Source organism: Gordonia insulae, assembly GCF_003855095.1.
In the GTDB taxonomy this organism is placed as follows: domain Bacteria; phylum Actinomycetota; class Actinomycetes; order Mycobacteriales; family Mycobacteriaceae; genus Gordonia; species Gordonia insulae.
This window is the reverse complement of sequence record NZ_CP033972.1, coordinates 4311106-4332559: the sequence shown is the minus strand read 5'-3', so window position 1 is coordinate 4332559 and position 21454 is coordinate 4311106. Positions and strand designations below refer to the sequence as shown.

The 21454-nt window shown below is 68.1% G+C and carries 21 protein-coding genes; 5 read left to right on the top strand and 16 right to left on the bottom strand.

Translation table 11 applies throughout. The features are described from left to right. Positions 1–17: 17 nt before the first annotated feature. Complete coding sequence (locus D7316_RS19735) at positions 18–1559, bottom strand: MFS transporter (RefSeq protein WP_124709769.1); 1542 nt, start codon at positions 1557–1559, stop codon at positions 18–20. 161 nt (positions 1560–1720) lie between these two features. On the opposite strand from D7316_RS19735, the gene D7316_RS19730 reads away from it, so the two are divergent. Then, complete coding sequence (locus D7316_RS19730; protein ID WP_232016989.1) at positions 1721–2728, top strand: FUSC family protein; 1008 nt, start codon at positions 1721–1723, stop codon at positions 2726–2728. Positions 2729–2741: 13 nt separating this feature from the next. Here the strand turns inward: D7316_RS19730 and D7316_RS19725 are convergent, their stop codons facing one another. From D7316_RS19725 to D7316_RS19715, 3 genes are all read right to left on the bottom strand, one after another. Beyond that, positions 2742–4085, bottom strand: coding sequence for a DUF2252 domain-containing protein (locus D7316_RS19725; protein WP_124709767.1), 1344 nt, complete (start codon positions 4083–4085; stop codon positions 2742–2744). A 9-nt stretch (positions 4086–4094) separates the two neighbouring features. Continuing rightward, positions 4095–5555, bottom strand: coding sequence for a hypothetical protein (locus D7316_RS19720; RefSeq protein WP_124709766.1), 1461 nt, complete (start codon positions 5553–5555; stop codon positions 4095–4097). A 121-nt stretch (positions 5556–5676) separates the two neighbouring features. Then, positions 5677–5859 carry a hypothetical protein gene (locus D7316_RS19715; protein ID WP_124709765.1) on the bottom strand — a complete coding sequence of 61 codons (183 nt, stop codon included), beginning with the start codon at positions 5857–5859 and terminating at the stop codon, positions 5677–5679. 82 nt (positions 5860–5941) lie between these two features. Here D7316_RS19715 and D7316_RS19710 point away from each other — a divergent pair, with 82 nt between their 5' ends. Next, a complete protein-coding gene (locus tag D7316_RS19710) occupies positions 5942–6889 on the top strand; it encodes a helix-turn-helix domain-containing protein (RefSeq protein WP_124709764.1) in 948 nt (315 codons plus the stop codon). A gap of 33 nt (positions 6890–6922) precedes the next feature. Here D7316_RS19710 and D7316_RS19705 read toward each other — a convergent pair whose 3' ends face one another. From D7316_RS19705 to D7316_RS19690, 4 genes are all read right to left on the bottom strand, one after another. Continuing rightward, positions 6923–7375: a hypothetical protein gene (locus D7316_RS19705; RefSeq protein WP_124709763.1), complete on the bottom strand. Its 453-nt coding sequence runs from the start codon at positions 7373–7375 to the stop codon at positions 6923–6925. A gap of 125 nt (positions 7376–7500) precedes the next feature. Next, positions 7501–7980, bottom strand: coding sequence for a Dps family protein (locus tag D7316_RS19700; protein ID WP_124709762.1), 480 nt, complete (start codon positions 7978–7980; stop codon positions 7501–7503). A gap of 75 nt (positions 7981–8055) precedes the next feature. Next, on the bottom strand, positions 8056–8487 hold the full coding sequence (locus tag D7316_RS19695; RefSeq protein ID WP_124709761.1) for an organic hydroperoxide resistance protein: 432 nt from the start codon (positions 8485–8487) through the stop codon (positions 8056–8058). 172 nt (positions 8488–8659) lie between these two features. After that, positions 8660–9085 (bottom strand): Fur family transcriptional regulator, encoded by a 426-nt coding sequence (locus D7316_RS19690; RefSeq protein ID WP_124711453.1) that lies wholly within the window; start codon positions 9083–9085, stop codon positions 8660–8662. Positions 9086–9327: 242 nt separating this feature from the next. Here D7316_RS19690 and D7316_RS19685 point away from each other — a divergent pair, with 242 nt between their 5' ends. Then, positions 9328–10359: an isopenicillin N synthase family dioxygenase gene (locus D7316_RS19685; protein WP_124709760.1), complete on the top strand. Its 1032-nt coding sequence runs from the start codon at positions 9328–9330 to the stop codon at positions 10357–10359. Between the two features lie 8 nt (positions 10360–10367). Continuing rightward, a complete protein-coding gene (locus D7316_RS19680) occupies positions 10368–11663 on the top strand; it encodes an amidohydrolase family protein (protein ID WP_124709759.1) in 1296 nt (431 codons plus the stop codon). 1 nt (position 11664) lies between these two features. Here D7316_RS19680 and D7316_RS19675 read toward each other — a convergent pair whose 3' ends face one another. From D7316_RS19675 to D7316_RS19655, 5 genes are all read right to left on the bottom strand, one after another. Further along, the gene (locus D7316_RS19675; RefSeq protein WP_124709758.1) at positions 11665–12315 is read right to left on the bottom strand and encodes a hypothetical protein; all 651 of its coding nucleotides are present in this window, start codon (positions 12313–12315) and stop codon (positions 11665–11667) included. Positions 12316–12367: 52 nt separating this feature from the next. Then, a complete protein-coding gene (locus tag D7316_RS19670; RefSeq protein ID WP_232017206.1) occupies positions 12368–13738 on the bottom strand; it encodes a hypothetical protein in 1371 nt (456 codons plus the stop codon). A 110-nt stretch (positions 13739–13848) separates the two neighbouring features. Beyond that, the gene (locus D7316_RS19665; RefSeq protein WP_124709757.1) at positions 13849–15075 is read right to left on the bottom strand and encodes a lipase family protein; all 1227 of its coding nucleotides are present in this window, start codon (positions 15073–15075) and stop codon (positions 13849–13851) included. Positions 15076–15208: 133 nt separating this feature from the next. Beyond that, the gene (locus D7316_RS19660; protein ID WP_164473822.1) at positions 15209–16615 is read right to left on the bottom strand and encodes a GntP family permease; all 1407 of its coding nucleotides are present in this window, start codon (positions 16613–16615) and stop codon (positions 15209–15211) included. Next, entirely contained in the window at positions 16615–17142 is a 528-nt protein-coding gene (locus D7316_RS19655) for a gluconokinase (protein ID WP_124709756.1), read from the bottom strand. Before D7316_RS19655 ends, D7316_RS19660 begins: the two co-directional genes overlap by 1 nt. Positions 17143–17267: 125 nt before the next feature. Between D7316_RS19655 and D7316_RS19650 the strand changes: the two genes are divergently transcribed. Beyond that, the gene (locus D7316_RS19650; protein WP_124709755.1) at positions 17268–17972 is read left to right on the top strand and encodes a FadR/GntR family transcriptional regulator; all 705 of its coding nucleotides are present in this window, start codon (positions 17268–17270) and stop codon (positions 17970–17972) included. A gap of 20 nt (positions 17973–17992) precedes the next feature. On the opposite strand, the gene D7316_RS19645 is transcribed toward D7316_RS19650, so the two are convergent. From D7316_RS19645 to D7316_RS19635, 3 genes are read right to left on the bottom strand one after another with little or no spacing between them, the layout of a single operon-like run. After that, on the bottom strand, positions 17993–19009 hold the full coding sequence (locus D7316_RS19645) for a fused (3R)-hydroxyacyl-ACP dehydratase subunits HadA/HadB (RefSeq protein WP_124709754.1): 1017 nt from the start codon (positions 19007–19009) through the stop codon (positions 17993–17995). Further along, positions 19006–20034 (bottom strand): aspartate-semialdehyde dehydrogenase, encoded by a 1029-nt coding sequence (locus tag D7316_RS19640; protein ID WP_124709753.1) that lies wholly within the window; start codon positions 20032–20034, stop codon positions 19006–19008. Before D7316_RS19640 ends, D7316_RS19645 begins: the two co-directional genes overlap by 4 nt. A gap of 3 nt (positions 20035–20037) precedes the next feature. Continuing rightward, positions 20038–21303 (bottom strand): aspartate kinase, encoded by a 1266-nt coding sequence (locus D7316_RS19635; RefSeq protein ID WP_124709752.1) that lies wholly within the window; start codon positions 21301–21303, stop codon positions 20038–20040. Between the last annotated feature and the right edge of the window lie 151 nt (positions 21304–21454).

The following is a 21454-nucleotide window of genomic DNA, read 5'->3' as shown; positions in this document are numbered from 1 at the left end:
TCGGTTCTCTCAGAGTGTCACGGTGCGGAGTCGGCGTCCGCGGTCTCGACAACTGCTCCGCGTCGCGGCCACAACCACCACACCGCTGCAGTGGCGACGACGATCAGGAACGCGGTGACCACCATCGTCATCCCGAGTCCGTGAGAGAACGCGATGACGACGGCATCCGTCACCTTCTTCTGCAGCTCGGCCGGCAGCCGGGACAACGCGTCGGCGAAGGACGACGAGTTCACCAGCGCCCCGCGCGCCTGATCGACCTCGCTGCCCGTCAGGCCCGAATCCTGGATGGCGCGATCCGAATCCGCGATGGTCAGGCCCCGCGTGATCGCCGTCAGCAGCGCGACGCCGAGTGCGCCGCCGACCATGCTCGACATCTTGAACACGCCGGCAGCGGTACCGGACAGCCGGCCCGGGACGTCGCCGACCGCGGTGTTCGAGATGGGTGTCGACAGCAGACCCAGCCCACACCCGATCGCCACCAGCGCGACCGCCACCAGCCACATCGAGCTGTCCGCGTGTAGCGGTCCGAGTACGGCCATGCCGATCGCGAGCACCACCAGACCGATCAGCACCGGGACGCGTCCGCCCAGTCGGCTGTCCAATCTGCCGCCGACCGGGATGAGCGCGAAGATGCCGATGGTCGCCGGCAGCATCAGCAGACCCGCCTCCACCGCGCTGTACCCACGGGCGTTCTGCAGCCACAGCACCAGCAGATAACTCAACCCGGCATAGGCGAGGTTCATCATCAGATTCGCCGTCAGCGCACCGTCATAGGCGCGCAGCCGGAACAGCGACAGGTCCACCAGGGGCGCGGCGACCCTGCGCTCGATCAGCACCCAGGCCACCGCGAGCACCACCGCCGCGACGAACAGTGACACCACCAATGGGCTCGACCACCCGGCCGTCGGACCGTCGGTCAGTGCGTAGAGCAACGCGAACACGGCGAGCCCGATGGTCGCGAGACCGAACCAGTCGATTCGGCGATCCGCGTCCTCCTCGACGGATTCCGGTGTCATGGCGCGGATCACGAGGAAGGCGACCAGGGCGAGTGGCAGATTGATCCAGAAGAGCCAGCGCCACCCGGGACCGTCGGTGATCACGCCACCGATGGCGGGTGCGAGCGCCTGTCCACCCCAGGCCACGGCCTGCCAGACGCCGAAGGCGGTCAACTGTGCGGCGCCGGAGAACTGCTTGGGGATCAGCGCCAGGGTAGCCGGAAGAATCAGTGCCGCACCGATTCCCATCAGCCCGCGGCCGACGATGAGCGTGCCGACACCGGGTGCGAGGGCGGCGACCACCGAGCAGGCGGCGAACACCAGGATGCCGATCTGGAGTATCCGTCGCTGCCCGAAGATGTCGCCGAACCTGCCGGCCGCGATCACCAGTGCCCCCGCCATCAGGCTGAAGGCGTTGTTCGCCCATTGCAGCCCACCGAGATCGGCGTGCATCTCGTCGGCGATCGTCGGGGTGGCGACACCGAAGTCGGCGAACGCCAGCCACACCAGGCCGGCGGCGGTACAGGTGGCCGCCAGAGAGATCCATCGTCGGGAACCGGCCATTCGCGCCCCCTTCAGGACCGATGACGTGCACACGCGGCACGGCTCATCGAAGCTTGGCACTCGGCGCGGGCGGAGTCCATCACCACCGACTCGGTGTCGGGGGAGCGGGCCACGCTCCCCACGAGGCCATCGACGCACACGGCCTGCCCTATTGTTCGGGGGTGACCGACCCCGATGTGACCGATGCATCGCCGCCGCCCGTACTGGTGTGGCGGTGGTTGCCGGCCGCCGCCGCTTTGGTGGCGGCGATCCCGGCGGTGCTGATCACCGCTCTCGTCGATGTCGAATCGGGCGCCGCGCTGGCCTTGGGAATGATTCCGGCGTTGGCGATCGGTATACCCAGGCCACGACGTCGGCGCGTGATCATCCTCGCGGCGTCCGCGATCCTGGGGGTGCCCATCACCCTGGGCGCGGCGGTGTCACCGTGGCCCGCCCTCGCGCTCGCGACATTGCTCATCCTGCCCGTCCTGGCGACCTGGGGTGCTCAGCGGCTCGATCGACCCCGACTGTCGACGCTGCTCATCGTGCTCGCCCCGCCGATGGTCGGCATCGGCCTCAGCCTCGACGGTCTCTCCGCCGGATTACGGCTCACCGGACTGTTCATCGTCGGTGCGATCATCACGTTCATCGTGGCGGTCGCGATCCCCGAAAGTCGGCTCCCCGGGTCCGACGGCAACGCCGGGAGTCCACCGCCTCGACTCCCCGGTGTCGCCTACGGGCTCACCCTCGGTGTGGTCGGCGTGATCACCGCGGGCATCGGGTTCGCGTTCGACCTCGACCACGTCGGCTGGGCGTGCGCGGCGGCGCTGCTGGTCATGCGGCCGGATGCGGCCCTCCAGCAATGGCGCACCATCGGACGGTTCGTGTCGGTACTCGTCGGTGCCGCGGCCGCCGCACTGTTGGTGGAGTCGGCACCGGATTCCTGGGTGTTCGCGGTCGCGGTGGGCGTGGTCCTCGCCGCGGCCGGCGGCACCCGTGGCAGCCGGTGGTACATCCTGCCCGCGTTCACGACGTTCCTGGTCATCCTGATGCTGACCGCCGACGACGTGGCGTCGGCCCCCGGACGCTTCGCCGAACGCACCGGCGAGACAGCCCTCGGCCTCGTCGTCGCCGCGGTGATCGGTTTCGGCGCACCGGCGGTGAGCAGGCGGTTCACGCGCAACCGCTGAGCCTTCTCATCCGTCAGGCCAGTTCGTGTACCTCGAGCCGCCCCTCGGCGATCTCGGTGGTCATCGCGCTGTGGTCACCGGCGTTGAGATCTGCGTAGGTCTCGGCGAAGTCCGCGATCGCCCGGGCGAAACCCTTTCCGCTCTGCAGATAGTCGGCGATGTCGTGCCGGCTCGCCGTCCGCGCGTGTGCCTGCGCCAACGCCCGTCCGCACAGCCGGGCATAGAGCGTGAGTTCTGCCGGGTTCAGCGCCTCGACGACGACCGACCCCTTGCCGTCGCGCAGTTGACGGACATAGAAGTCGCGTTTCTCCCCGTTCTCGTCGAACCCCGAGGTCCAGCCGAGGAACAGATCGCTCGCCGCCTGCAGCAGCCGCTGCCCCTCCACCACCCGCTGACCCTGGTTCGGGTAGGGCGCGGTGGGCACGTGGTCGACGAGGACCGAGCGCTGCGCCTCTTTCAGCTGGAGGAACAGCGGGTCCTCGCCGCGCTGTCCACGCATCAGCACGATCCACGCGCGGGTTCCGACGCTTCCCACACCGACGACCTTGCGCGCGAAGTCGACCGGGGTGAACTGATCGAACAGGGCGCGGATGTAGTCGGGCAGGTTGGCCCGGTACTCCTCGATCCGCTCGCCGATCCGCTCGGCGACCATGTCGGCGTGGTGGTCTCCGAACAACTCGTGGACCGGCACCAACAGCGGCGGATCGCTGCGGATGTGCGGATCGCCGTGCTCGTCGAAGACGCAGAGCTTGCCGAGCGCCTGGAGACTGTTGCGATGGCGCGCCTTCTTCAGACCCTTCACGGTCCGCGCCTCGGTCGAGGTGTCCAACATCTTGCCGACGGCGGCGATCATCTCCTCGACGTCGATGCGCGCGTACCAGCACTCCATCGTGGACTGCTGCACACTGGCCAGGATCCACCGACGGTAGGACTTGGCCACCTCGCGGGCACAGTCGCGGGTGGTGACGGCATCGAAGCCGTTGCCGCGTCCGGCCACCACGAAGCTGGCCGCCAGCCGCTTCAGATCCCATTCGAACGGTCCGGGGCTCGTCTCGTCGAAGTCGTTGAGGTCGAAGATCATCCGCCGCTCCGGCGTGTTGAAGACACCGAAGTTGCTCAGATGCGCGTCACCGCACAACTGCGTGGTCACCCCGGAGTCCGGCGTCGCGGCGAGGTCGCCGGCCATCACTGCCGCCGCCCCCCGATAGAAGGTGAACGGTGTCGCCGCCATGCGCGCGTTGCGCACCGGGATCAGGTCGGCCACCCGCGAGGTCGCCTGCGCCGTCAGGACGGCGATCGGATCGGGTCGGCTCGACGGATCGGGGCACGCGGCCAATTCGTCGATCGTCGCGGCCATGAGCGTCTCCTACTGATATGAGACGAACCAGGGCGTCGGCTGGATCTGCATGGTGCGCGACGGCGGGAACGTCGGATGGTCCTCGGTGTAGAAATTCTTCCACCCCATCCAGATGTTCGGGGGCAAACCGGAGATCAGGCGCTGCCAGGTCCCGAGTTTCACCGGCGGCGTCCCGTGCCCGTCGGCGTGGAGCACCACCTGCAGTTCGGGCCGCGACGTGATGATGCGGTCGCGGTTCTCCAGCGATGCGCTGTCGAACTGATGCAGTACGAACGTCTTCTGTGGCAACCCGCGGGCGCGGACCAATCCGGCAAGCCATTCGGACGTCCGATTGACCTCGTCCGCGGACACCGAGCCGATCTGACTCAGATGCACCTGGTCGGGCTTGAGGCGCCACTCGGGATCGAGGGCCAACCCGACGTTCGGTTCGGCCAGCAGGTCGGCGTATCGCTTGGCCTGCGTCAGGAAGTCGGTCCGGCCGGGCTGGAGATCGAGGGTCACGTAGATCCCGGCGGCCCGCGCGGCCTGCACCCACCGTCGGATCTCGCCGGGATCGATCATGCTGCTGTACGAGTTGTCGGGGCCGGGTTCCGACGACGCGACCGAGACGATGATCTCGAACGCCGGCACCACCGGCTCCCGGCTGACCGGCTGATATTGGGCGGCAAGCCTTTTCACCCGATCGACGGAGGCCGGCAGGTCCTGGGCGCCCAGCGGACCCAGCGACGGTGACCCCGGCGAACCGTAGAGGGCGACCAACCGGCGGCCCGGGAACACGAGCTGACCACCACCGGGCAGTTCGGTCTGCGACCGCGCCGTCTGCACGCGCGCGGCGAAGTCGGCACTGCTGCCGAAGTCCGCACCGAATGCCCGGACCGCGGCGCCCGGATTCTCCCGCAGCGCACGCACGGATTCGCCGGTGGAGCGCGGATCGGCGACCGGGACCCGCACCACCCGGGCGCCGGCCGCGGCGGCGGTGATCTCGGCATCCGGGCCGGCGCGGTCGAGGTAGACCAACGACGTCGTCGGTTCCGGCGGCCGGTTTCCGGACAGGTCGTGGGTGTCGGTGGTCACCGCACCGACACCCACGTCGCGGGCCACGGACGGATCTCCGACGGCGTAGACGGTCGTCGTGCCGAGCCGGGAGAGTTCCGCGGCCACGGCGGCTCGGTTGGTGTCGTCGAGCGCGAAGACCGGCACGCGATGCGTTCGTGCGAGGTCCGCGACACCTCGCCAGCTGTCCGGGGCGACGCCCGGGGCGACGACGATCGCGGCGGTGGACTCACGGAAGAGGGTGCGGCTGACCAGCACGCCGTCGGCGGCGTCGGTGCCGCCGGCCACGCTCGCGGAACCCTGCGGGAGCTGGGCTGCCGCGCTCGGACTCGAGGTTCTGACCACCGCGGATGCCGCGGTGATCACGGCGATCACGACGAGCAGGACGGCGACCGACCACACGCGGATACGCGGCATACGACCGAACGCCCCCCAAAGGATCTCGACTGTCGGCAGCACCCCACTGCCCGGAACGGCCCCAACATAACAGCCGGGGCCGACCTCGTGCCCGCGCCGCGGAGCCCCGCGACGCAAACCCTCACGAGCAGTCGCGCCGACGCAGGTTCAGTACCACCAGTTCGTCGTGGATGCGGTCGCTGTCGGCGCCGAAGCCGAACGGGACCCGGGAGATGTGGTCCGTCCGCCGCTCAGAGCGGTAGACCATCACCGCCGCGGGCGCGACGAAGGCGATCAGGAGCATGATCAGGATCATGGTGTTCATGACAGAAAGTATTCTCCCGTCAATATCCCGCCAACAGTGGCTCGAATGACATTGTTCGCAAATTTTCTGCCATACTGGTGACGTGCTCAACAAGGTCGCCGTACTGCTCTTCCGACGGGTCGCCCTCTTCGAGTTCGGGGTCGTCAACGAGGTGTTCGGCCTCGACCGCACCGACGACGGCGTCCCACCCTTTGAATTCCTCATCGGCTCACCCGAACCCGGGGTCCCGCTGAGCATCGGCAACGGCGCCTTCGTCGTCCCACCACACGCCCTCGAGGAATGTCTGGACGCCGACCTGGTCGCCATCCCCGGCGGCAGCACCGAGCCCGACTTCCCACCGGAGATCCTCGACACCCTGCGCACCGTCGTCGACAACGGTGGTCGCGTGTTGACGGTGTGCTCGGGCGCGTTCGCGGCCGGTGCGGCAGGACTCCTCGACGGCAGGCGGTGCACCACGCACTGGCGCTACGGCGCCGAGCTCGCCCAGCAGTACCCGAAGGCCATCGTCGACACCGACGTCCTGTTCGTCGACGACGGACCGGTCACCACGAGTGCGGGCACCGCGGCCGGCATCGACGCATCACTGCATCTGGTCCGCGCGGAGTTCGGACCAGAGGTGGCCAATCGCATCGCCCGCCGCATGGTGGTGCCGCCGCACCGTGACGGTGGGCAGCGACAATTCGTCGAGGCACCCGTGCCCGAGTGCGAGTCGGACGGGTTCGCCGCGGTGCTGCAGTGGATGATCGAACACCTCGACACCGACATCGCCGTGGACGACCTGGCCGAACGGATGCACATGTCCACCCGCACCTTCGCGCGCCGGTTCGTCGACGAGGTCGGGGTGTCCCCGCACAAATGGCTCACCGAGCAGCGCGTCCTGCATGCCCGACGCCTCCTGGAATCGACCGGGCTACCGGTCGACGTGGTCGCCGAACAGGTCGGCTTCGCGTCCGCGACGCTCCTGCGCCACCACTTCAACGCCGCCGTCGGCGTCTCGCCGACGATCTATCGGCGACGCTTCGCCCGCTGACCCGGCGAGGGCGACGCGCATGGGGACCCCGGCTCAGGACTGGCCGTAGGAGTCCTCGAACGAGACCCGCGGAGTCGTCGCGGTGTGGAAGAGCGCGAGTGCGGTGAAGACGAGGGTCGCCACCCCGAACACCGCAGCGAGGACGATCGTCGACACGTGGACGACCGTGTACAGCAGACCGTCGCCCGCCGCGGTCGCGAGCGTCGCGGTCACCGCGAGCGCGGTCCCGAGGAGTGCCCACGCCGCACTGCGGATACGCGGCGCGACGACGCTCGCATAGAAGAGTCGCTGGTAGATGGCCAGTTCGAACTCGTCCACGGCGGCCAGCCGCACGTCATCGCCCCCGGCCAGTTCCCGCAGTTCCCGTGCCAGCGTCACGTCGCGCTGCATCGATGCGGTCTCGCGTTCGCGGTATCGCACGAAGGCGATCACGCCCAGCGCCGCCGCGAGTAATCCCAGCCCCACACTTGCTCCCCAACTGTCCACGGGGCCACGCTACCTCTGCCCGGGGAGCCGGAGTGCGCCCGGTCACACCTGCGTAGATGACGGCGCGCCGCCCGCCTCACCACAGAGTGTGTGGGAGAAGCGGACGGCGCGACTCGCGGGAGAGGTCAGGCGACCTGCGCCTGCCACATCCAGTGCAACTGCTCGAGCTTGGAGGCGAATCCGATGAGCAGGTCCTGCGTCACCGGATCGGTCTTCTCGGTGGTGTCGATCCGCTCGCGCAGACCTGCGATGACCGCCTTCAGGTTCTCGACGACGGCGTCGACGACGTCGGAGTCGGCGGTCCAGCCCTCACCGAAGCCCTTGGTGTGTGCGGTCTTCGCAACCGTCTCCGCACGACCGTCGGGGCTCACGCCGATGGCGGTGGCCCGCTCGGCGGCGGCGTCGGTGAACTCACGGCTCACCGCGACCAATTCGTCGAGTTCGAGGTGGACCGAACGGAACTGCCGTCCCACCACGTTCCAGTGCGCCTGCTTGGCGATCAACGACAGATCGATCAGGTCGACCAGGGTGTCCTGCAGAGCCTGACCGGTGACGGTCTTCTGCTCCTCGGTCAACGTGCTGGTGATCGGGGTCTTGGTGGCCATTGCTACCACTCCTTTCCTGGCACGGGCTCGCCGTGCTGACTATGGTTTCTGGGCCGACTACGGTTTGCGGGCGCCTCAGACCGTCGCGGTGACGGTCTGCGCGATGTTGCCGCGGGTGGCCTTGGAGTACGGGCAGAAGGCGTGCGCGCCCTCGGCCAGCTCTTGCGCCTTGGCCTGATCGACGCCCGGGATGTAGGCCTCGATGGCGGCGGTCAGTCCGAAGCCGCCGTCCTCCGGGTCCTTGCCGATGCCGATGGTCACGGTGACCGTCGAATCGTCCGACACCGGTGTGCCGGCCTGCTTGGACGTGGCCCGCAGCGCTCCCAGGAAGCATGCGGCATAACCCGCGGAGAACAGCTCCTCCGGGTTGCTGCCCTCGCCGCTGCCGCCCATCTCCTTCGGCGGTTGCAGCGCCAGGTCGATCTGGCCGGTGGCGGAGACGACCTCTCCGTCACGACCGCCGCCCGCGGCCTTGGACGAAATGGTGTAGACCGTATCGATTGCCATATTTGTGATCCTCCACTGTTCGGTGTCGGTTCCGGCGAACTCTCGCCCGTTCCAACGATTCTCGGTTGACACTCATTCCTGCAATCGGTGTGATGCCCATCGCGCAGGTCACCCTCACCGACGGATCTGGCTGTTGTACAACACATTCCGCGGTACAACACCTTCCGCCTCATCAATGCACATCCCGGCAAGCCGGGCACGCGCCCCAGAAGATGACCTCGGCTTCGTCGATTCGATAGCCATGATCCCGATCCGGGACCAGACACGGGGAATCGCCCACCACACAGTCGATGTCGATGATCTCGCCACAGCGTCGGCAGATCAGGTGGTGATGGTTGTCCGCCGTTCGGGTCTCGTAGCGCACGGGCGATCCGGCCGGCTCGATCCGGCGTAACAACCCGCGGTCGGCACACGTGCGCAACACGTCGTAGACGGTCTGCGTCGAGACACCGCCGAGGTGCTCCCGCACGCCGGACGCCACGAAATCGGCCGTCGAGTGCGGATGGGCATGCAGGATCTCCAGCACCGCGACCCGGGGCGCGGTGACCCGCAGGCCCGCCTCCCGGAGCTGGCGGTGAAGCTCGATGCGATCCGACATGACACCACCGTAGCGCCGTTTCTGGATAAGTTCCAGTTTTTGGAGGAAGTCCAGAAAATGAGGGAACCCTAAGATCACCGCCGCTCTCGGGTCGCGTGCCACCGGCCGGTGCCCTATCCTCGACACCACGAGATCGTGTGTAGCAACGGGCCGGAGTCCCGCTGTTCGCGTCCGCGACGACCCCCCTCTCAGGCGTCGCGTCGAAAAGCGCATGCGGTTTCCGCCACACAGAGAGAACACCCATGTCTGACATCAGCACCGCTTCCGCCGCCCGCTCGACCCCACCCGGCGCCGCGCCCTACGCGATGACCGAACTCAATCGTGAGGCCTCGATGGGCGGGCTCGGCACCGAGACGACCGACCGTGAGGTCCGCCGCATCAGTCTCGCCGACTTCGATTCACGCCGCGCCCAGATCGCCGACGAACTCTGGTCCGCGGCAACCGATATCGGGTTCTTCCAGGTGATCGACCACGGCATCGACCTCGCCGAGGTGTCGCACGCGTTCGAGATGTCGGCCAGATTCTTCGAGCTCCCGCGCGAGGTCAAGGAGCGCTTCCCGCTGCAGAAGGGGCAGAACGCGGGCTGGGAGTACATGACCCAGGTGCGCCCGTCGGTGGGCACACCGGATCAGAAGGAGTCGTTCCAGTTCACCCGCCCGCGGATGGACGGACTCTGGCCCGGCGAGGACGAGCTCGCCGGATTCCGGTCCACCATCGAGGGTTTCGAGCACAAGTGCTGGCAGCTCGCGATGGACCTGCTGAGCTGCTTCGCCGAACGGCTCGACCTCGACCGCGACTTCTTCACCCGCGCGCACGACCCGGCGTCGAGCACCTACCAGAGCACCCTGCGGCTGCTGCACTACTACGCGTTCCCCGACGACCAGCTCGACGCCGAGAACGTCTGGCGAGCCGGGGCGCACACGGATTTCGACGCGCTGACCCTGTTGTTCCAGCGTTCCGGACAGGGCGGGCTGCAGGTGCTGCCGGGTGCCGAGACGCAGGGCCAGGCCTGGACCCCGGTCGAGCCGTCCGACGACGCGATCACCTGCAACATCGGGGACATGCTGATGCGCTGGTCCGACGACCGCCTGCCGTCGAACTTCCATCGGGTTCGGGCCCCGCGACGTGGCGAGTACACCGGACCGCGCTACACGATCGCCTATTTCGCCCAGGCGAACACCGACGTCGTCATCGAGAGTGCGGGTGGCACCCACCCACCCATCACCGCTGCCGACTACATCGCGCAGCGCATCGCCGCGAACTTCGCGAAGTAGGCCACGTCATGTTCTCCGACGTCACCGTCTACACGGGCGGACGCTGGCTGGCGCATCAGGATGTGCGCATCACCGATGGTGTGGTCTCGCAGATCGGCGACACCGCCGGCCCCGGCGAGAGGTCGGGCGGATACCTGATCCCCGGCTTCGTCAACACCCACACCCACCTGCAGCAGTCCCTGATGCGCGGCATCGCCGAGTGCACACCGCTGCTCGAGTGGTTGCTCGCCGTCGGCGAGGAATCCGTCACGATCACGCCGCGACGCGCCTACCTCGCCGCGGTGGCCGCCTGTCTGGAATCGCTGCGATCGGGCACCACCACCGTCGTCGAACACATGTGGCCGCACCCGTCCGACGAGGTGCACGGCGCAGTCATCCAAGCCCTGCGCGACACCGGGATTCGCGCGGTACTCGGCCGCGGGGTGGCCGATCGTCCGGACGCGACACGCAAGTGGGGATTCGAGCCGCGACTCATGCAGCCGTTGGGCGACGTCCTCGATCACATCGACCACCTCCGTCACCAGGTGGCCGGATCACCGATCACCATGGCGCTCGCCGTGCCCAACCCGCGGTCGGTGACCGAGAGGGGGATGGTCGCGCTGCGCGAGTTCGCCCAGGCGCGCGATCTGCCCGTCTCGATCCACCTGCTCGAGACGCCGACCGACGACCGGATGTGTCTCGAGCATGCCGGGGTCGGCGCCGTGGAGTACCTGGACGGCAACGGATTCCTGTGGAATCGGGTCCTCGCCGTGCACTGTGTGGAACTCGACGACGTCGGGCAGGCGATCCTCGCCGCACGCGGGGTCGCGGTGTCGCACAACCCGCTGTCGAACATGCGGTTGGGCAGCGGCGTGGCCCCCGTTCCCGCGATGCTCGATCGTGGGCTCGCCGTGGGACTCGGCGTCGACGGCGCGGCCAGCAACGACACCCAGGACATGCTCGAGACGTTCCGCATCGCCGCCTACGTGCAGCGCGCCGTGCACAAGCGTGCGGACCTGCTGGGTTTCGGCGAGATGCTCGACATCGCTTGCGGCGGAGCCAATGTCGCACTCGGCCTGCCGGAGGTGATCGGTGGGGTCAGCGTCGGCGCCCCCGCCGATCTGACGCTCATCCGGTTCGACCGGGACTACGCGACGCTGCCCGTCCGCGATCCGGGCTCGTCCCTGCTCACCACCGGCTCACGGTCGGTCGTCGACACCGTGATGGTGGACGGACAGATCGTCATCGACGACGGTCGCAGCACCCGGATCGACGAGGACGAGTTCATCAAGGAGTTGCTGGCGCTGGACCAGTCCACTTCCTGATTCACCTGCCCCGCAACATCTTCGTCGGGCGCATCCGCGTCGAGGAGGGCAGCCACTGGTTGACGCTGCCGCGCACCGTGCAGAGGAGGGAGATGACCAGCAGCGCGAACTGAATCCATCCGATCACCGACATCGCCGACCACACATCCGGATAGTCGAAGAGCAGATCGATGCCGATCGGGATGCACAGCAGGTTCACCACGACGGCGGCGAGGAAGAAGTTGCGGCAGTTACGACTGTGATGATTCGCGGCGGCCACGAGCAACGCGTATTCGATGGCCAGGAACACCACGATCATCACGAGCATGAACGGCGGGAAGAATCCCGCCAGCGAGTCGACCCGATCCTCCGGGCTCGCGTTGCGCGGATCGTTCACCACGCCCTCGAGCAGTCGCGCGCGCAGCAGATCGGTGATCATCCCCAGATTGACGAAGCCGTAGACCACGCTCACCAGTCCGGCGACCGCCGCACCCCACCACGCGACACGGGCGTGCACCGCCAGCGCCGCCGGCGGCGGGGTCGGGTCGCCCGGTCGGGGCGGATAGAGGGTCGCGTGCTCCCGATCCTGCGAACTCCGCGCGATGGCCGCGAGGTCCTCCGCGTCCAACTCGGCCTGCGTCGGGATGCGATCCGGGTCGTCGGGGTCGGTCATGGTGCCGATTCTCCCACGCTGTGCCCGGTGCTCCGCCGGACTGCCGAACCCCTCATCGACCGATCTTCAGCATCCGGCCGACGGTGGCCTGCCACAGCGTGCCGTCGCGGGCGATCGTGCCGGTCAGCTCCAGTGGTTCGTCCACCGGTCCGGTCCCCACGCGCAGGGTGCGCACACGTTCTCCGGTGGCGAAATCGGTTGCCACGTAATAGATCGGACCGGCCTGCTGGATCGCTCCGGGCACATACGGTCCGTAGCCGAGAGCATGGATGAGCCCGTCGGCGCGGGACATTCGCGGAAGGGTGGCGATGCGGTCGCCGTTCTCCCACACCCGCCGGCAACCCTGGCCGGACACATCGATCCGGGTCGCGCCACCGACGAACGGCGCGTCGGCCGGCACGCTCGGTCCGGACACCGCCATCGGCGGGTACTGGTAGCCGTAGGTGCTGGGGATGACCAGCGAGCTCCCCCACGCCATCGGCGAGTTCTCGGTGCCCTGACCGGACCGCACGAATGCCGGCATCCGGCAGACCGTCGACCCGGTATCGCTGTCGTACACGATCAGATGTGGTCGCGTCGCGTTGTCCACGATGGCCACCCAGCCGTCGCCACCGGGACCAAAGTAGGTCGGCGTGGTGCCGGAGCCCCCGGTCAGCTGGCCGGGACGCCGCGCGGACCCGCGATCGTAGGTCCGCCGCCACACCACCTCGGGCGTGCCGTCGGCGCCGGCCCGCATCTCGTACAACGCGTGGGTGGTGATGATCGACGCTCCCGCCGCCCGGACCGACAACCCGTTGCCCAGCTCCTCGCCCTGCGGCAGGTGGGTCGAGCGGACACCCCCGTCGGAACCGACGGTGCCGACCACCCCGCGTGTCGTCGCGAACCAGGTCCGACCGTCGAAGTCGGGGGCCAGACCGGTGATCGCGTCATCCGCCGGGATGTGCCGCGACACGTCGACCCGGTCGTCGACGTAGAGCCGGTGGCCACTCCCCGACCGACGGTGCGCGACACGCAGGATCGCGCCCGAGCCATCGGCGACCACCACCCGATCCCGGTCGTCGAGGTAGCCGTAGACGCCGCCCAGGAGGCCGCCCTTGGCGAGTTGCAGGCGCGCGACCGGTGCCGCGGTACGGGGATCGAAGAGGGTGACGGTCGGGACGGCCACGTTGACGGGTGACCCGCCCACGAACTGCGTGCAGAGGGAGATCGGCATGCCGTCGCGGCCGATGAACGTGGCGGCACACGCACCACCCGGCACCGACGACGCCGACAGGCGGGCGGTCCGTCCGGGCCCGGGAAACGGGGTGGAATCGGTGGACCACAGGTCTCCGTGCATCAGCGACGTTCCGGTCGGCCCGACGCCGGTCGCCGGGGACTGCGCGGCGGGCGCGGCCACCGCGCCGCCCGCTCCCCACACGGTCATACCCACCACTGCCGCGACGATCCCCGCCCACACGCGCACCATCCCGACAGGATCGCAGATTCGGATGGCGATCCGGTCGGGATGGGTCGACTTCGACATCGGCCTCGAGGTCAGCGGTTGAACTCGGCCAGAAGGAATTCCATACCCGGGAGCAGGGTCGCGAGCATCGGCACGACGTGGTTCACGATCGTCTTGGTGAGGATCGGTGGCGTCGGGTTGGTCACGAACCGGACGTCGGCGCCCTGCGCGCGCCAGTCCGTGGCGAGCTGGGCGACCTGGCCGTACGGGATCACGTCGTCGTGGAGTCCACCTTCGAGGAACACCGGTGCGTTGGGCTTCAGGTGCCCGATCCGCTGTTCGGCGACCACCTCCTGCACCTCGGGATGCCGGTTGATGACCGCGGAGAGCGACTCACCGGTCCTCGTCCAGTTGCGGGTGTTCTGGAATGCGAAGCTCAGGATGATGTCGCCGATGCATTGCTGGGAGATTTTCCGCAGCGCGGCCTTGCCCGCCGCGTTGGTCTCGGTCTGCACCACCTTCTGCACGACGGGATAGCGCGCGGTCAGCCCGTTGATCGCGAATCCGATCGCCCCCGCGATGGTGGTCCCGTCGATCGCGTCGATCACCTTGGACAGGTCCGCGGGCGGCGCACCGGCATAGGTCGCCCGGACGTTCAGGTCGGGCGCGTAGGTCTGCGCGAGTTCGGCGGCCGACGCGGCGGCCCCACCGCCCTGTGAGTAGCCGGCGAACCCGACCGGCGCGTCCGCGGGAGCACCCGAACTCCTCAGCGCGGCCCGCGCACCATCGAGCATCGCGTAGCCGGTCTCGCGGCGGTTGACGTAGGTGTGGATGCCCGGCGTGCCCATGCCGATGTAGTCGGCCACGAAGACCCGCACACCGTTCGTCAGCAGGTAGTACATCTCCGGCGCGGTGTAGTTCACCGCGACACTGGGTTTGGTGATGTCGACGGACATCGGGAAGGCCATCAACCGCGATGCGGCGCACTGGTCGGCCTGACCGATGGTGCCCGGTCCGACCACGACGGTCGGCCGCGATCCCTTGCCGCGCCACGGCGCGGTGGGTTCGATCACCGTGCCCGTCGTGGCGGCAGGTTTCCCGTCCTGGTAGCTCGAGGTGTACATCAGCCGCTTGGCCGTACCCGGCCACTGATTCGCGACCCCCGGGATCTGCAGCAGCAGCGGACTCGGCTCGCTCTTGATGATCGAGCCCGGCTGTGCCGCGAACGTCGACGGCGGCGTGTAGAAGTCGCCGGCCGCCGACGCCGACGGCGCCGCGAGGGCGAGGCCGGCTCCGACGACCACGCTGCTGGTCACCATGGCGGTGATCCGGCGCGCTGACCTGCCCCAGCGCGCCGAATCGATTGAGAGGATCCCCCAACTTTGTCTCATGCAGAGGTAAGCTACCGCACAGTAACTTGGTCAGGTGACCGGGGTCATCTCTGCGGGCTCGTCAGATGACCAGGCCCAGTAGCAGAACCACCACCAGTCCGCTCACCGACAACACCGTCTCCATCGCCGACCAGGTCTTGAAGGTCTGCCCGACACTCATGCCGAAATACTCCTTGACCAGCCAGAACCCGGCGTCGTTGACGTGCGAGAGGAACACCGAGCCGGCGCCGATCGCCAGGACCACCAGCGAGATCTCGCCGGAACTCAGACCGTCGACGAGGCCGAGCATCAGCGACGACGCCGTGATGGTGGCGACCGTTGCCGATCCGGTGGCCAGACGGATCAGGGCGGCCAGTACCCAGGCCAGCAGGAGCACCGAGATGTTGGCATCGCTGGCCCAGTCGGCGAGCAGCGTGCCGATGCCGGTGTCCACCAGGACCTGCTTGAACCCGCCACCGGCCGCGACGATCAGCAGGATGCCCGCGATCGCCGGGAGTGCGGCGCCGGTGCACTTGGAGATCGTCGCGCGGTCCATACCGGACCCGCGGCCCAGGGTGAACATGGCGACGACGACCGCGATCAGCAGCGCGATCAGCGGGGTGCCGAGGATGTCCAGCACCCGTCGCACCGCGGCGTCCTCGTCGTCGATGAAGATCTCGGCGAGCGCCTTGCCCAGCATGAGCACCACCGGGAGCAGCACGCTGAACATCGTGATCGCGAAACTCGGGCGGCGGGTGGTGGTTCCGTCCGCGGGATCGGCGTCGAAGGTGTCCGGGATCGGCACGGTGACCCACTTGCCGGCGAGCTTGCCGAACAACGGGCCGGAGACGACGATCGTCGGGATCGCCACGAGCACACCGAGAGCGAGTGTGGTGCCGAGGTCGGCGCCGAGCGCGTCGATGGCCACCAACGGCCCCGGGTGCGGCGGCACGAAGCCGTGCATCGCGGAGAGCCCGGCGAGCGCCGGGATACCGATGGTGATGAGGCCGAGACCCGATCGTCGCGCGACGAGGTAGATGACCGGCATCAGCAGGACGAGGCCGATCTCGAAGAACATCGGTAGGCCGATGATCGCGCCGACCAGGGCCATCGCCCACGGCAACATCCGCGGCGAGGCGTGCCCGACGATGGTGTCGACGATCTCGTCGGCACCGCCGGAGTCCGCGAGTAATTTGGCGAACATCGCACCGAGCGCGATGAGGATGCCGACGCCCGCCGCGGTGGCGCCGAAGCCCTCGGTGAACGACTCGAGCACCGTCGGGATCGATTCGCCCGCAACGATGCCCACCGTCGCGCCACCGCCGATGAGGGCGAGGAAGGGGTGGACCTTGGCGACGGTGATCGCGAGAACGATGACCGCGATACCGGCGAGCGCTGCCAGGACGAGCTGACCGCCGCCGGCGACGGGTTCGGGGAGTTCGGTGTCGGCGGCGAGCATCGCCACCGTCGGAGCGGTCGAGAAGGTCATCACTTCACCTCTCCGAGCGCACGAGCGACCTCGTCGACGATCGCGTCGATGCTCTGGTCCACGTCGACCACCACACCGTGCTCATCCGGAGCCAGCCGCTCGAGGGTCTCGAACTGCGACTCGAGCAGCGCCGTCGGCATGAAATGGCCGGGTCGCGAGGCCTGCCGTCGGGCGATCACCTCCATCGGTCCGTCGAGGTGGGCGAACCGCACCGTCGGGGCGTGGGCACGCAGCTGATCGCGATACATGTGCTTGAGGGCCGAGCAACTCACCACCCCGCCGTCGGCATGGCCGGCGAGCCAGGCACCGATCGAGTCCAGCCAGGGACGACGATCGTCGTCGTCGAGCGGCTGACCGGCGGACATCTTGGCGATGTTCTCCGCAGAATGAAAATCGTCGGCATCGGCGAACGGGACGCGCAGACGCTGGGCCAGCGCTGCGCCCACCGTCGACTTCCCGGATCCCGACACGCCCATCACGACCACCGGGGCGGGCGAAGCGACGGGGTTTGTGGCTGGTGAGCTCATGAGACTTCCTTACCCTTCTGTGCTGCTGGTCACACAGAGTGCCTCAATAGTCATACTTTTGCAAGGCTCCGTTGTCATACATACGTTTATTCGGCAGATTCGCGCATCAATGAGAAGATGAATGGGTGAGTCAGGACACACCGGCGGTGGGCGAGCTGCACGACCAGGTCCTCAGCACGATCGGACGGCGCATCGTCTCCGGGGAGCAACCCGTCGGCAGCGTGCTGACGCTCGACGGCATCTGCACCGAACACGGGGTGTCCCGCACCGTGGCCCGCGAGGTGATCCGCGTGCTGGAGTCGATGGGATTGGTCGCCTCACGACGGCGCGTCGGCATCACGATCCAGCCGCGCACGAAATGGAGCGTCTTCGACCCCCGACTGATCCGGTGGCGACTCGACGGCGACGGCCGCACCGAATTCCTGCTCACGTTGTCCGAGCTGCGGCGCGGATTCGAACCGGTCGCGGCGGCCCTGGCCGCCGAACGCGCCGACGAGCATCAGTGCCGCATCCTCGCAGCCGCGGTGTCGGACATGGCCGTACACGGACGTAGCGTGGACCTGGAGGCATATCTGTTGGCCGACAAGGTGTTCCACCGCACGCTACTCGAGTCGAGCGGCAACGAGATGTTCCGGGCGCTGGCCGAGGTGGTCCACGAGGTGCTCGCGGGCCGCACCCATCACGGCATGATGCCGGATCGGCCCAACCCGAAAGCGATTGCGCTGCACGATGATGTCGCCCGTGCGATACGGCTGGGGGATCCCGTCGCCGCGGAGACGGCGATGCGGGCGATCATCGCGGAGGCCGCGACCGCAGTCGCCGAGGAGTAGCCCCGGCGCCCGGCCGGCGGTCAGCTGAAGCGAATGTGCATCGTGGCGAGACCGAAGATCTTTCGGCCACCCGACTTCGCGACGATGATGACGGTGCCGCTACGTGTCTCGGGATCCAGCGACTTGATCCGGCCGCTGAACTCGATGTCGCCGCCCTCTGCCGCGGAAACCACGGCCACCTGCGAGAGCCGCACCGAATAGCGGGTGACGGCACCCGGGTCGCCCGACCACGCCGAGACGAAACCGGCGCCGAGACCCATGGTGAGCATGCCGTGTGCGATCACATCGGGCAGCCCCGCCAGCTTGGCGAGCGACTCGTCCCAGTGGATCGGGTTGCCGTCGCCGGAGACCCCCGCGTAGTTGACGAGGTCACCCCGGGACAGCCGGGCATGTCGGACCGGCAACTCGTCGCCGACCGACAGATCGTCGAAACGCACTGTCGTGGCGGACTGTCGAACGGTGCCGCCGGTGGCCTGTGGGGCGTCCGCGGGACGGACGGTCTTGCGGTAGTCCGCATGGGCCTCGTCCGGGGACATGACGTTCACATCGTGCACCATGACGTTTCGCACCGCCGCCGCGATCGACGGATCCACCTCGTCGGCGGTGACCCCGACGACGGTCGTGTGCATGGCATGCACGACCTCGCCCTGCGCATCGGTGAACGTGTTGGTGACCGTGATCAGGTCCCGGCCCGCCACCCGCCGCACCGAGGAGAGTTCCACGTCGGCGCTCAGTTCGTCGCCGGCGACGATCGGGCGGTGTTGCTCGAAGACCTGCTCGGTCTGTACGAACGTCTCGTATCCCACCACGACCGACTCGAACAGCACACGGTTGGCCGCCATCGCCGGAATCGCCGTGAACGTCAGTGGCGCAACCAGACCCGAGTGCCCCAGCGCCGTCGCAGCCGATTCGTCCCGGTGCGCGGGATGATGGTCCTGAACCGCACGGGCGTATTCGCGGACCTTCTCACGACCCACCCGGTAGGTGTCGTCGATCCGGTAGTAGTGGCCGACCCGGTCAGCAATCGCGCTTGTCACCGGGCGATCAGTTCGGCAATCTGAATCGTGTTGAGCGCAGCGCCCTTTCGGAGGTTGTCCCCCGACACGAAGAGTGCGAGTCCATGGCCGTCGGGCACACCCGGATCCTGCCGGATGCGGCCCACGAGCGAGTTGTCCTGGCCAGCCGCGGCGAGCGGGGTCGGCACGTCGGTCAGTTCGACCCCGGCAGCGGCGGCGAGGATCTCCTGTGCGCGCTGCACCGACAACGGGTTCGCGAACTCGGCGTTGATCGACAGCGAGTGCCCGGTGAACACCGGCACGCGCACACAGGTGCCACTCACCAGCAGCTCGGGCAACCCGAGGATCTTGCGGGATTCGTTGCGCAGCTTCTGATCTTCGTCGGTCTCACCGGAGCCGTCGTCGACGAGCGCACCGGCCAGCGGCAGCACGTTGAACGCGATCGGCGCGACATACTTGTCGGGCGGCGGGAAGGTCACGGCCGAGCCGTCGTAGACGAGCTTCTCGGCGTCGTCGATCCCGGCACGCACCTCGCTTGCGAGTTCCTCGACGCCGGCGAGCCCACTGCCCGACACCGCCTGATAGCTCGACACGATGAGACGCACCAGTCCGGCCTCGTCGTGCAGCGGCTTGAGCACCGGCATCGCGGCCATGGTGGTGCAGTTGGGGTTCGCGATGATGCCCTTGGGCGGATTCTGCGCGAGCTCGCCGTTGACCTCGGAGACGACCAGCGGGACGTCGGGGTCCTTGCGCCACGCCGACGAGTTGTCGATGACCGTCACGCCTGCCGCGGCGAACCGCGGGGCCTGCTCCTTGGACATGGTTCCGCCCGCGGAGAACAGCGCGATGTCGAGACCGCTGGGATCTGCGGTGGCGGCATCCTCGACGACGATCTCGCCATCACCCCACGGCAGCTTGCGACCCGCCGAGCGCGACGACGCGAAGAACCGCACCTCGTCGGCGGGGAACTTGCGTTCGGCCAACAGGTTCCGCATGACACCGCCGACCTGCCCGGTCGCCCCCACCACTCCGATTCGCACACCCATGGTCTATCGCCCCGTTCCCGCATAGACAACGGCTTCTTCGTCGCCACCGAGATCGAATGCCTGGTGCAGTGCGCGCACCGCGTCGTCGAGTTCGCTGTCGCGGCACAGCACCGAGATCCGGATCTCCGAGGTGGAGATGAGTTCGATGTTGATGCCCGCCTCGCTCAGCGCCTCACAGAACGTCGCGGTGACGCCCGGATGGCTCTTCATACCGGCGCCGACGAGCGACACCTTGCCGATGTGGTCGTCGTACAGCAGATCGGTGAAGCCGATCTCGGTCTGCAGCTTGGCGAGCTTCTCCATGCCGACCGGGCCGAGTTCGCGCGGCAGGGTGAAGGTGATGTCGGTCTTGCCGGTCTCCACCTTGGAGATGTTCTGCAGCACCATGTCGATGTTGATCTCGGCGTCGGCGACCGCGCGGAACACCTTGGCGGCGTAACCCGGCTGATCGGAGAGGCCGACGACGGTGATCTTGGCCTCGCTGCGATCGTGTGCGACTCCGGTGAGAATGGCTTCTTCCACGGGGATGTCCTCCATCGATCCGGCCACCATGGTGCCGGGCTTGGTCGAGTACGACGAGCGCACGTGAACGGGAACGTTGTAGCGGCGTGCGTATTCGACGCACCGCAGCATGAGCACCTTCGCGCCGCAGGCCGCCATCTCCAGCATCTCCTCGAAGGAGACGGTCTCGAGGCGCTTCGCGTCGGGCACGATGCGCGGGTCGGCACTGTAGATGCCGTCGACGTCGGTGTAGATCTCGCAGACGTCGGCCTTGAGCGCTGCGGCGAGCGCGACGGCGGTGGTGTCGGAACCACCACGGCCGAGGGTCGTGATGTCCTTGGTGTCCTGTGCCACGCCCTGGAAACCGGCGACCAGCACGATCTTCCCGTCGTCGAGGGCGCTGCGGACACGTCCGGGCGTCACGTCGATGATCTTGGCCTTGCCGTGACTGCTGGTCGTGATCACGCCGGCCTGCGAGCCGGTGAACGACTGCGCCTGGGCGCCGAGCGAGCTGATGGCCATCGCGACCAGGGCGTTGGAGATCCGTTCGCCCGACGTCAGCAGCATGTCCATCTCGCGCGGCGGCGGCGTCGGGTTGACCTGCTGAGCCAGGTCGAGCAGTTCGTCGGTGGTGTCACCCATCGCCGACACCACCACGACCACGTCGTTGCCCTGCTTCTTGGTCTCGACGATGCGCTCGGCGACACGACGAATCCGCTCGGCCGTGCCGACCGACGAACCGCCGTACTTCTGCACCACGAGTGCCACGTCGAACCACCTTCCGGGGTTGTCTGATTCGCATCGCCCCAGTTCCCGGCACCACAGTGTGAACGAGTGCGGGGCGACCTTCGCCGCATCACCTTACCGTCGGCGCCCTGGCTGCCCGAATCGACGGCCTCGACGGACGTGACATCGCGCA

Excerpts from the sequence above, each read along its gene's own strand:
- D7316_RS19660 (WP_164473822.1), bottom strand. The coding sequence starts at position 16,615 with ATGACCTTCTCGACCGCTCCGACGGTGGCGATGCTCGCCGCCGACACC.
- D7316_RS19725 (WP_124709767.1), bottom strand. The coding sequence starts at position 4,085 with ATGGCCGCGACGATCGACGAATTGGCCGCGTGCCCCGATCCGTCGAGC.
- D7316_RS19640 (WP_124709753.1), bottom strand. The coding sequence starts at position 20,034 with ATGGGTGTGCGAATCGGAGTGGTGGGGGCGACCGGGCAGGTCGGCGGT.
- D7316_RS19690 (WP_124711453.1), bottom strand. The coding sequence starts at position 9,085 with ATGTCGGATCGCATCGAGCTTCACCGCCAGCTCCGGGAGGCGGGCCTG.
- D7316_RS19670 (WP_232017206.1), bottom strand. The coding sequence starts at position 13,738 with ATGACCGTGTGGGGAGCGGGCGGCGCGGTGGCCGCGCCCGCCGCGCAG.
- D7316_RS19665 (WP_124709757.1), bottom strand. The coding sequence starts at position 15,075 with ATGGTGACCAGCAGCGTGGTCGTCGGAGCCGGCCTCGCCCTCGCGGCG.
- D7316_RS19700 (WP_124709762.1), bottom strand. The coding sequence starts at position 7,980 with ATGGCCACCAAGACCCCGATCACCAGCACGTTGACCGAGGAGCAGAAG.
- D7316_RS19715 (WP_124709765.1), bottom strand. The coding sequence starts at position 5,859 with ATGAACACCATGATCCTGATCATGCTCCTGATCGCCTTCGTCGCGCCC.
- D7316_RS19720 (WP_124709766.1), bottom strand. The coding sequence starts at position 5,555 with ATGCCGCGTATCCGCGTGTGGTCGGTCGCCGTCCTGCTCGTCGTGATC.
- D7316_RS19675 (WP_124709758.1), bottom strand. The coding sequence starts at position 12,315 with ATGACCGACCCCGACGACCCGGATCGCATCCCGACGCAGGCCGAGTTG.
- D7316_RS19685 (WP_124709760.1), top strand. The coding sequence starts at position 9,328 with ATGTCTGACATCAGCACCGCTTCCGCCGCCCGCTCGACCCCACCCGGC.
- D7316_RS19695 (WP_124709761.1), bottom strand. The coding sequence starts at position 8,487 with ATGGCAATCGATACGGTCTACACCATTTCGTCCAAGGCCGCGGGCGGC.
- D7316_RS19655 (WP_124709756.1), bottom strand. The coding sequence starts at position 17,142 with ATGAGCTCACCAGCCACAAACCCCGTCGCTTCGCCCGCCCCGGTGGTC.
- D7316_RS19735 (WP_124709769.1), bottom strand. The coding sequence starts at position 1,559 with ATGGCCGGTTCCCGACGATGGATCTCTCTGGCGGCCACCTGTACCGCC.
- D7316_RS19680 (WP_124709759.1), top strand. The coding sequence starts at position 10,368 with ATGTTCTCCGACGTCACCGTCTACACGGGCGGACGCTGGCTGGCGCAT.